Origin of the sequence: Lonsdalea iberica (assembly GCF_002111585.1) — a bacterium.
In the GTDB taxonomy this organism is placed as follows: domain Bacteria; phylum Pseudomonadota; class Gammaproteobacteria; order Enterobacterales; family Enterobacteriaceae; genus Lonsdalea; species Lonsdalea iberica.
The window spans coordinates 1-2,219 of the sequence record NZ_LUTP01000093.1 but is presented as its reverse complement, the minus strand read 5'-3'; the positions used below and the strand labels follow the sequence as shown (position 1 = coordinate 2,219).

The following is a 2,219-nucleotide window of genomic DNA, read 5'->3' as shown; positions in this document are numbered from 1 at the left end:
CGGGTCGAACTAACGTCGCCGCCTTCAGCGATGACCTTCGTCCGTTCCGCGACCGATAAAATGTCTACCGCACACACAGGCTGAGTTGCATCATCCCGCAGCGCCTGGGTCAGATTTTCCAACGCCGTTTGCATATAGTCGGCCACCCGCGCGGCATTGACCGTCGAAGAGGACTGCACCGTCAGAGTAAGACCGTACGCCTGATCGTCGACATTCAGCAACAGAGGATAGTTGGTGCGTTCGTCCGCACTCAGCACTTCGATTCCCTCGGCCAACGTCATGACCTTATCGTGAGGATTGATATCGGTATGACGATAGTTCAGCAGCGCGCTGAATAAAGGGGTCGGGGCGGGGACCCCGCTACATCGCTGCGCCAGGGAAAGAGACGCATGTTCATGCCTTAATAGCCCGGCCAATCGCGTGTGCGTTTGACTAAGCGCCTCTGCCACCGAACAGTCCGCCAGCGTTATCCGCAGCGGCAGCGTATTGATGAACATACCTAGCGCCTGTTCCGCCCCGCCCCGCAGACGCCCGATAAGCACCGTGCCGAAGACCACGTCGTCACGGCCGGAGAGCACGCTAACCACGCGTCCCCAGGCCAGATGCACCAAACTGGCGACGCCGACGCCGTGGACTTTTCCCTGCTCACGCAATGCGGCGACAAGCTCGGCAGGCAATGGAGCAATCGCTTCGCGGATTTCGCGACCGTCCTGCTGATTATCCGTCAAACCGTACGGCAGCGTCGGCTCCGTCACCGTTCCCAATAGCCGTCGGAAAAACGCTTCCTCCATCGTGACGTTACGCCCCTGAAGCACCTGCGCCACATGGCCACGGAACTGGAATGGCGTCGGCAGCTTGTCTTCGTCGTCCTGCAAAAAGGCCAGCGCTTCGTTGACCAGCAGTTGCAACGACGTCGCGTCATCCACCACGTGGTGATACAACAAGGTCATCAGCCACCGTTCATTAGGCCGATCTTCAGCGATCTGCGCCGCCAGCAGCGGAGCGCAGTCAATCTCAAGCCGGGCCGGCCGTGCGTTCATCAGTTGATTGACGGGACATCCCCCGAGAGGGTTGAGTTCAACGAGGCTCACCGGCAGCGTCGCCGTACGCCACACGACCTGCATCGGTTCATGGACGCCTTCCCAACACATCGAAGTACGCAGTACATCATGACGGGCCATGACGAGATTTAGCGCCTGAATGAATTTATCCAGCCGCGCCCGGCTATCGAATGCCATCAGGATATGCAGCAGATAAGGATCCTGGCGTTCAGACGTCAGAGAGTGGTACAGCAGCCCCTCCTGCAGGGGCGTGAGGGGATAGATATCCTGCACGGCCGCCGCGCCGCCGGGTACCGTCGACACAATCCGATCAATCTCGATTGGTGAGAGCACCGCCAACGGCAACATCGCCGGGGTGATCCGCGTACATCCTGCCGGGATCGCGCTGTCAGGCACGGTGACATCATGCGTGCCGCCGACGGCCTCCGCCAACGCCGCCAGCGTCGGCTGTTCAAACAGCACGCGGACATCCGCATTCAGACCGATCGCCCGCATCTGGCGCATCAGCCCGACCGCCAGCATAGAGTGGCCGCCCAGCGCAAAAAAATTGTCATGGCGGCCGACCTGCCGCAGATCCAGCACGTCTTCCCAAATCCGCGCCAACGCGCCTTCTACCGGCCCTTGCGGCGCGGCGTAAGTCCGCATGGCGCGCGCATCCGCCTCCGGCGACGGCAGCGCGCGGCGATCCAACTTGCCGTTCTGGGTCAACGGCAAGCTCGCCAGACGAACATAGGCGGCTGGCAGCATATACTCCGGCAGGCTCTGGAACAGAAAATCGCGCAGCGTCTGTGCGCTGGGTTCATCCACGCCAGCCGAAGCGTTCGGGATGTAATAAGCGACCAGCGGCGTGCCTCGGTCACCGTCCTCTCGCGCCACTACCACGGCATTATCCAGCTGCGGATGCGCCGCCAATCGATTCTCGATTTCCCCAAGTTCGATGCGGAACCCGCGGATCTTCACCTGAAAATCGTTACGGCCGAGATACGTCACCGAGCCGTCTTCCCGCCAGCGGCCCAGATCGCCGGTGCGATACATTCGCGCCCCCACTTCACCGCTGAACGGGTCGAGCGGGAATCGCGCTTCCGTCAGCCCAGGCTGATTCAGGTAGCCGCGCGTCACCCCGGCGCCGCCGACATACAGCTCGCCCGGCACGCCTAA

General features: G+C 61.7%; 1 protein-coding gene. It reads right to left on the bottom strand.

Going from position 1 to position 2,219, the window contains the following annotated elements; all coding sequences use genetic code 11:
• The coding region (locus tag AU511_RS16685) for a condensation domain-containing protein (protein WP_139829420.1) at window positions 1-2,219 on the bottom strand (2,219 nt) is incomplete at both ends.